We start from the raw sequence: 7669 nt of genomic DNA, 5'->3' as shown, positions 1-7669 counted from the left end.
GTGACCGGGCTGGCGGGGCCGGTGGCGGCCGCGGAGGCCGAGCTGCGCGACGGCCTCACCCGCGCCGCCGCGATGACCACCACGGTCGTACGCGCGGCGCGCCTGCTGCCCGGCATGCTCGGCGCGGACGGGCCGCGCACGTATCTCGTGTTGTTCCAGAACCTGGCGGAGGCGCGGGCCACCGGGGGCATCCCGGGCGCCTTCGCGGTCATCCGGGCCGACCGCGGCGCGGTGCGGCTGGTGCGCACCGGCACGGCAGCCCGTGACCTGCGGGTCTTCCTGCCGCCCGTGGCGCGGCTGAGCGAGACGGCCCGCAGCCTCTACACCGAGCGACCGGCGATCTTTCCCGCCGATGTGAACGTGAGCCCCGACTTCCCCACGGCGGCCCGCCTGATCCGCGAGATGTACCGGCTGCGCACGGGGCAGACCGTCGACGGCGTCATCGCCACGGACCCGGTGGCGTTGGCCTACCTGCTGTCGGCGACGGGCCCGTTGCGGGTGTCCGGGGGGCCGACGCTGACCCGGGCGAACGCGGTGCGCGTCCTGCTGTCCGAGGTGTACGACCGCTTCCGCGACGAGGCGACGCAGAACGCGTACTTCGGTCGGGCCACGCGGGCGATCTTCGCCGCCCTGGTCGGTGGGGCGTTCGCCCCGGTGCCGGCGATCACGGCGTTGGCGCAGGCGGCGGGGGAGCGGCGGATCCTCGTGTGGAGCGCCCGCGCCGCGGAGCGGCGCCTGCTGGCCGGCACGGTGCTCGCGGGTCGGCTGCCGTCCGACGACCGGACGAGGCCGACCGTCGGCGTGTTCCTCAACGACGGCAGCGGCGCGAAGCTGGGCTACTACCTGACCCGCGCGGCGACGCTCGGCACGGAGGAGTGCCGGGCCGACGGACGGGCGGTGCTGCGACTGCGGCTGCGGCTGGGCTCGACGGCGCCGCGCACCGGCCTCCCGCCGGCCGTCCTCGGGCTGGGCCTCGCCGACCACCCGTACGCCGTGCGGACCCAGGTGCTGGTGTTCAGCCCGGTCGGCGGGGCGGTGATCGACGCCCGGGTCGGCGGGCGGACCCGGGCGTTCGGCAGCGGCTTCGAGGGCGGCCGGTTCGTCGCCCTGTTCATGTTCGACGTGCGGCCCGGGGCATCTCTGACGCTGGACGTGCGGGTGCTGACGGGTCAGTCGACGGACTGGGACGGACCGGCCCGGATCGTGACGACGCCCGGGGTGAACCGCTGGGAGATCTCCACCAGCGCGGCCCGTCCGTGCTGACGGCAATCGTCCGAGAAATTCGTACCACTATGTGATGAAAATGTCCTGGTCAGGCATATCATGCTGGTATGCGTAGCTTGCGAGTCGCCCTGGTGACCCTCGTCGCGGCCATTGCTGTCGGGCTGGGCCCCACGGCCGCCGTCGCACAGCCGTACCCGGTGATTGACGTCGATATCTCGGTCGGCAGCGGTGTGGTCCGGATCGGCACCACCGTGACCATCTACGGCGCGGGTTATCTGCCGTTCGAGCGGATCCGCATCGTGGTGACCTTCAGGGTCCCGCCACGGGCGACGCCACGGCCGTTGCCGGCCATGCCCGGGCTGCTGCCCGCGGTCGCGGAACAGACGGTGCAGACCGACCGGGCCGGGAAGTTCACCGCCAACGTGGCGATGAACGACTCGGGTACGGCCACGATCTTCGCGGCGGGGGCCAGGTCGGGGCGGGTCTCCAGCGCCACCGTGCAGTCGCTGCCGGCCGCCCACGCGCGCGCGGGCAGCGAGGTGAGCGGCGGCGGGCGGGCCCAGCTCCCGGTCACCGGCTCGGACGGCGACCTGCTGGCGCGTCAGGCGCTCGTGGGCGTCGTCGCGCTCCTCGCCGGCGGCGGCCTGCTCTGGCTGTCGGCGCGGCGCCGGCGCCACACCGTCGGTCGCGACTGAGATGGACGCGCGCGGACCCGCAGCAAGTTTTGAGAATATTATCCAGTTCATGCACTATGGGGTAATCAATGACTAACCAGTCTTATAGTGCTTTTATGCGCATTTTATGGGTTGCGATAGCCGCACTCATCGCGGTTCCGGCAGTGTTCCTCGGTCCCCGCACGGCCGCGCTCGCGCAGCCGTATCCCGTCGTTGACGCCGGGCTCCAGGCGGACACCGGGATCGTCCAGATCGGCGGCACCGTCACGGTCCGTGGCAGCGGGTTCCGACCCTTTGAGCGGGTGCGCGTCATCGTCTACTACGGTCGACCGCCGGCGAACGCGCCACGGCCGGCGAACGAGCTCACGGCCGCCCAGGTCGACACGGAGATCTGGGTGGACGCCGACGCGAACGGCAACATCGCCGTCGAGGTGCCCATCACCCAGGAGGGAACGGCGACCATCTTCGCCGTCGGCGCCGAGTCCGGCCGCGTCACCGCGGTCGTCGTGGAGGGCGTGACACAGCTGCCCGTGGTGGGTGGGACGCCGACCCCGGCGGTCTCGCCGACCGGCGGCGGCCTGCCGGTCACCGGAGCGGACAGCGGCCTTGTCGCCGGCAATATCCTCATCGGCATCGCGGCCATCGGCGTCGGCGTCGCCCTGGTGTGGCTCTCGGCGCGGCGTCGTCGGCGGACCGGCGCTGACGGGTAGCGCTTTCCGGATCACCGCTGGGCGAGCGGGCGTCGCCGAAGCGGCACCCAGGACAAACGCCAGCCTGGAAGTATTCATCTTGGTTTCACCTCGTTGAGGCGCCGACCCGCTGGTCGGCGCCTCAACCGTTGTCGAACGACCGTCGAAACTGTCGTGCACCTGAGGGACGGCCTAGTGTTCGCCGCGCGGGAGCCATGCGTCGTTGTCAATCGACCCGAGGCTCTTCTCGTCCCCTAAGGAGCACTATGAAGAACCGGATCCGGACCATCGCCGCGGTCGTGATCCTGGCGACCGCCGGCACGGCCGCCGCGGTCTTCGCCACGTCGTCGGCGTTCGCCGACACGCGCATCTGCGACCAGTACGGCAGCATGACCGTAGGCAACTACAAGGTGCAGAACAACCGGTGGGGCACCAGCGCGACCCAGTGCATCAACGTGACCAGCACGGGGTTCTCGATCGTGCAGCAGGACGGCACGGGCAACCTGTCCGGCGCACCGGTGTCCTACCCGTCGATCTTCCTCGGTTGCCACTACAACCTGTGCAGCCCGGGCTTCACGCCCCGGCGGATCAATGAGATCGGCAGCTCGAACAGCAGCATCAGCCTGAGCTACCCGAGCGGCGGCACCTGGGACGCGGCGTACGACATCTGGCTCAACGCCGACAGCAACACCAGCGGCGTCCAGGACACCGAGATCATGATCTGGCTGAACCACCAGGGCAGCATCCAGCCCATCGGTTCGCAGACCGGCTCCGTCAACATCGCCGGCCGCAACTGGGCCGTGTGGACGGGCAGCAACGGCGCCAACAACGTCGTGTCGTACGTGTCGTCGGGCATCTCCAGCATCAGCTTCAGCGTGCTGGACTTCGTGCGTGACACGTTCACCCGCGGCTCGCACTACGGCAACAACAACTGGTACCTGACCAGCATCCAGGCCGGCTTCGAGCCGTGGATCGGCGGCGTGGGCCTGTCGGTCAACTCGTTCTCCGCGTCCGTGAACGCGGGCACCCCGCCGACCTCGGCCGCGCAGACCACCCGCGCCCCGGTCACGACCCGGGGCCCGGTCACCAGCGCCCCGGTCACCACCGGCGGCGGCCAGCCCGGCACCTGCAGCGCGACCTACAAGACCGTCGGTTCGTGGTCGGGCGGCTTCCAGGCCGAGGTGACCGTGCGCAACAACGGTTCGTCCACGCTCAACGGCTGGACGGTCAACCTCGGGCTGCAGAGCGGCCAGACGATCAACAGCCTGTGGAGCGGCGTCAACTCCGGCACGAGCGGCAACGTCTCGGTCAGGAACGCGCCGTACAACGGCTCGCTCGCCGGCGGCGCGTCCACCACGTTCGGTTTCGTCGCTAACGGGAACGGCGCGTCCACCCCGTCGGTGAGCTGCACCAGTCCGTGAGTCAGGGGGCGGCCGGCTCAGCCTGGGCCGGCCGCCCCTCCCGGTCCTTGGCGCGTCGCACCACCAGCACCGGGCACGCCGCGTGGTGCAGGACGGCCTGGCTGATCGAGCCGAGCAGCAGGCCCTTGAAGCCGCCCCGCCCCCGCGCGCCCACCACCAGCAACTGCGCGTGCTCGGAGGCGTCGACCAGCGCCCCGCCGGCCCGGCCCTGCACCATCGCCGCCTCGACCGCCACCTGCGGGTACCGCTCCCGCCACGGCGCCAGCGCCGCCGCGAGGGCCCACTCCCGAGCGTCGCCACTCTCGCCCGGCGCCGGACTCCCGGGGTCACCCGCCGCGCCCTTGCGCCAGGCCGACACCGCCCTGAGGGGTACGCCGCGCAGCGCCGCCTCCTCGAACGCCATGCCCAGCGCCACATCAGTGTGGCCGTTGCCGTCGGGTTTGCCCGGGAGCGGCTCGCGTCGCTCCACGCCCACGGCCACCGGCCCGTCCGGTCGCGCCGCGCCGCGCACCACGAGCACCGGGCAGGGCGCGTGCGCCGCCAGCCGGATCGCGATGGAGCCGACCAGCAGCCCCGTGAAGCCGCCCAGGCCGCGGTCGCCCAGCACGACCAGGCAGGCGTTGTGGGCCACCTCGACCAGGACCGCGGCGGGCGGCCCGGTGATGACCTGCCCGGTCACCGCCACGTCGGGCGCGAGCTGTCTGGCGTGGGTCACCGCCTCGGCCACGAACTGGTCGGCCTCCTGCCGCAGCCCGCCCTCGGCCGTTGTGGCGGCGCCCGCGGCGCCGATGCCGCCGGCCGGGACCCCGCCCGTCGGCAGCGGGTCCAGCGCGCTGCCGAGCAGCGGCCACACGTACGCGTGGACGATCCGCAGCGCCCGACGCCGCATCGTGGCCTCGCGCACCGCCTCGGCCACCGCGTCGAGGGCCGACGGGGACCCGTCCACCCCCACGACGACGGGGCCGGCTCCGGTCGCCGCCCCGGGCTCGTTCGTCACGCCTGCTCACCTGTCCTTCGCCGGGCCGTTCGCGGGACATTTCACGCGAGGCGAATGAGACGATTTTAGTGTCCTTAATCCGCATCCGAGCCGCTTCGCGGGTCGGGGCAGGGCCGACGGCCGCGACACACGGGACCAACGACTCCTGCCCTAACGTCGATGTTCACCGAGACTGGAACCGACAGAGGGGAACGAGATCGCATGACCGAGAACCTTGACGACGGCGCGGCGGCCCTGGTCCACGCCGCCGCCACGGCCGGCCACGCCCCGTCGATCCACAACACCCAGCCGTGGCGCTGGCACGTGCGGCCCGGCCTCCTCGACCTGTACGCCGTCCGCGACCGCCAGCTCGCCGTCACCGACCCGGACGGACGCCTGCTCACCATCAGCTGCGGCACCGCCCTGCAGCACGTGACCGTGGCGCTCGCCGCCGCCGGCTGGGCCGCGACCGTGACCCGGTTCCCCGGCGACGACCCCGACCACCTGGCCCGGATCGAGGTGACCGGCCGCGTCCCGGTGGCCGCCGACGCGGTGCGGCACGTCCAGACCATCCAGGTCCGCCACACCGACCGCCGACCCGTCACCGACACCCCGGTCGGGGCCGGTGCGCTCGACGCGATCGCCAAGGCCGCCGGCGACTACGGCGTGCACCTGCACTACCTGCGCCCAGACCAGGTGGTGGGCCTCGCCTCGGCGGCCAGCCGGGCGCAGGAGGCCGAGGGCCTCGACGAGCAGTGGCGCGCCGAGCTGGCCATCTGGGCGGGCGCGGCGCTGGGCGCCGGCATCCCGGACGTCGGCCCCGCCGGCCACGTCGTGGGCACCGGCGTGCCGCCCACGGTCATCCCCGCCACCGCACCGCAGACCACCGTGCCCGCCCGCGACTTCGGCGAGCCCGGCACCCTGCCGGTCGACGCGGGCCACGACCTCGCCGCCCAGTACGCGATCCTCTACGGCGAGGAGGACACCCCCGCCCACTGGCTGCGCGCCGGGGAGGCGCTGTCGGCGGCCTGGCTCACGGCCACGGAACTGGGCGTGTCGGTCGTCCCGATGAGCGCCGCCGTCGAGGTCGACGGCACCCGCCACGAGCTGCGCCGGCTCCTCGCCGGGGTCGGCTACCCGTACCTGGCCGCCCGGTTCGGCATCGCCGATCCGCACCAGGCCGGCCCGCCGCACACCCCGCGGCTGCCCGCCGAACAGACCATCACCTACGACGAGGCCTGACCCACCAGGGTCGCGACGGCGTCGGCGAACACCGCCGCGTAGCGGTCCACGTCGGACGCGGTCGTGGCCGGGCAGGTCAGCGCCATGTTGTGGAACGGGGTGAGCAGCACGCCCCGGTTCGCCGCGAACAGGTGCAGGAAGTCGTCCAGGTCGGCGTCCGAGCCGGCGTTCGAGTCCGTACCCGTGCGGGGTGCGGGCGAAGTGAAGCGGACCTCGACCCGGGCGCCCAGCTGGACCACCGACCACGGCAGCCCGGCACCGGCCACCGTGGCGCGCAGCGACGCGGTGAGCCGGTCGGTCAGCGCGATCATCCCCGCGAACGCGTCGTCGGTGAGCACCTCGCCCAGCGTCGCGCGGGCCGCCGCCATGGACAGCGGGTTGCCGGCCAGCGTGCCGCCGACGCCGCCCATGTCGACCAGATCCAGGTCGGCGCGGCCCAGCGCCCGGTCGGCCAGCTCGGCCGACAGGCCGTAGGCGCCGCACGGGATGCCGCCCGCGATCGCCTTGCCGATCGTCACCGCGTCGGGCCGCAGCCCGTCGCGCCCCGTCACGCCGCCCGGCCCGGCCGAGAACGTGTGGGTCTCGTCGTGGATGAGCAGCGTCCCGGCCGCTGTGGTGAGTTCGCGGACGCCCGCGAGGTAGCCGGGCTCCGGCAGCACGATGCCGATGTTCGTCAGCGCCGGCTCGATGAGCACGGCCGCCACGTCGCCGTGCGCCAGCTCGCGTGCGAGCCCGTCCAGGTCGTTGATCTCGACGACCCGGCTCGTGGTCAGCACGTCCGTCGGCGCGCCCACGTTGCCCGGCCGCGCCGCGGGCCGGCCCGACCCGTCGAGCACGATGAGCGACTCGTCGACGCTGCCGTGGTAGCAGTACGAGTGGAACAGGATCCTCGAGCGGCCGGTCAGCGCGCGGACCAGGCGGATCGCCCACCGGTTCGCGTCGGTCGCCGTGAGGGAGAAGCTCCAGTACGGCAGCCCGAACCGGCGCGCCAGCTCGGCGCCCACCCAGGCGGCGTCCTCGGTCGGCATCATCGCGGTCGCCCCGCCCAGCTCCCCGAGCCGCCGCGTCGACCACGGGCGCGGGGGAGTGCCCCGCCATCGCGCCCGTGTCGCCCAGACAGAAATCCACCAGGTCGTGCCCGTCCAGGTCGGTGACGTGCGCGCCCCGGGCCGTCGCCAGGTACAGCGGCGTGGTCTTGTTCATCCACGTCATCGGCACCCGCCCGAACAGGTGGTCGGCGGCGGCATACGCCGCCCGCGAGCGCGGATGGCGCTCGTCGAACCCCCGCCGCTCGGCGGTGACCAGCTCGGCAAGGCGCACGCGGTCGATCATCGCCACATCATGCGCGACCGGGCCACCGCCGCGCCACGCCCCGCGTTGTCGCGCCGGCAAAAGTCGACTTCTGGCGGTTATCGCGCCCCGTGAAGCAGCCAGAAGTCGACT

8 protein-coding genes are annotated in these 7669 nt (G+C 73.1%); 6 read left to right on the top strand and 2 right to left on the bottom strand.

Annotated elements, in window-relative coordinates; genetic code table 11:
- The 4 genes from ABD211_RS09680 to ABD211_RS09665 form a co-directional block, all read left to right on the top strand.
- A partial coding sequence (locus ABD211_RS09680; protein WP_344128503.1) for a DUF4012 domain-containing protein occupies window positions 1-1263 on the top strand: 1263 nt, incomplete at its 5' end.
- Between the two features lie 68 nt (window positions 1264-1331).
- Window positions 1332-1919: a hypothetical protein gene (locus ABD211_RS09675; protein WP_344128501.1), complete on the top strand. Its 588-nt coding sequence runs from the start codon at window positions 1332-1334 to the stop codon at window positions 1917-1919.
- Between the two features lie 143 nt (window positions 1920-2062).
- Window positions 2063-2608, top strand: coding sequence for a hypothetical protein (locus tag ABD211_RS09670; protein WP_344128499.1), 546 nt, complete (start codon window positions 2063-2065; stop codon window positions 2606-2608).
- A 245-nt stretch (window positions 2609-2853) separates the two neighbouring features.
- Window positions 2854-4008 carry a GH12 family glycosyl hydrolase domain-containing protein gene (locus ABD211_RS09665; protein ID WP_344128497.1) on the top strand — a complete coding sequence of 385 codons (1155 nt, stop codon included), beginning with the start codon at window positions 2854-2856 and terminating at the stop codon, window positions 4006-4008.
- A 1-nt stretch (window position 4009) separates the two neighbouring features.
- On the opposite strand, the gene ABD211_RS09660 is transcribed toward ABD211_RS09665, so the two are convergent.
- On the bottom strand, window positions 4010-5005 hold the full coding sequence (locus tag ABD211_RS09660) for a universal stress protein (protein ID WP_344128495.1): 996 nt from the start codon (window positions 5003-5005) through the stop codon (window positions 4010-4012).
- A 201-nt stretch (window positions 5006-5206) separates the two neighbouring features.
- Between ABD211_RS09660 and ABD211_RS09655 the strand changes: the two genes are divergently transcribed.
- Window positions 5207-6226 (top strand): Acg family FMN-binding oxidoreductase, encoded by a 1020-nt coding sequence (locus ABD211_RS09655; protein ID WP_344128493.1) that lies wholly within the window; start codon window positions 5207-5209, stop codon window positions 6224-6226.
- Here the strand turns inward: ABD211_RS09655 and ABD211_RS09650 are convergent.
- Window positions 6211-7257 (bottom strand): transaminase, encoded by a 1047-nt coding sequence (locus ABD211_RS09650; protein ID WP_344128491.1) that lies wholly within the window; start codon window positions 7255-7257, stop codon window positions 6211-6213. The two genes, ABD211_RS09655 and ABD211_RS09650, sit on opposite strands and share 16 nt — an antisense overlap.
- Window positions 7258-7492: 235 nt before the next feature.
- On the opposite strand from ABD211_RS09650, the gene ABD211_RS09645 reads away from it, so the two are divergent.
- The gene (locus ABD211_RS09645; protein ID WP_344128490.1) at window positions 7493-7651 is read left to right on the top strand and encodes a hypothetical protein; all 159 of its coding nucleotides are present in this window, start codon (window positions 7493-7495) and stop codon (window positions 7649-7651) included.
- Window positions 7652-7669 lie beyond the last annotated feature (18 nt).

Source organism: Luedemannella flava (assembly GCF_039528515.1).
In the GTDB taxonomy this organism is placed as follows: Bacteria; Actinomycetota; Actinomycetes; order Mycobacteriales; family Micromonosporaceae; genus Luedemannella; species Luedemannella flava.
The sequence above is the reverse complement of the archived record's forward strand: the minus strand, read 5'-3'. Positions and strand labels throughout refer to the sequence as shown.

Coding starts and splice junctions, on each gene's coding strand:
- ABD211_RS09675 (WP_344128501.1), top strand. CDS start 1,332: ATGCGTAGCTTGCGAGTCGCCCTGGTGACCCTCGTCGCGGCCATTGCT.
- ABD211_RS09665 (WP_344128497.1), top strand. CDS start 2,854: ATGAAGAACCGGATCCGGACCATCGCCGCGGTCGTGATCCTGGCGACC.
- ABD211_RS09655 (WP_344128493.1), top strand. CDS start 5,207: ATGACCGAGAACCTTGACGACGGCGCGGCGGCCCTGGTCCACGCCGCC.
- ABD211_RS09650 (WP_344128491.1), bottom strand. CDS start 7,257: ATGATGCCGACCGAGGACGCCGCCTGGGTGGGCGCCGAGCTGGCGCGC.
- ABD211_RS09645 (WP_344128490.1), top strand. CDS start 7,493: ATGGCGCTCGTCGAACCCCCGCCGCTCGGCGGTGACCAGCTCGGCAAG.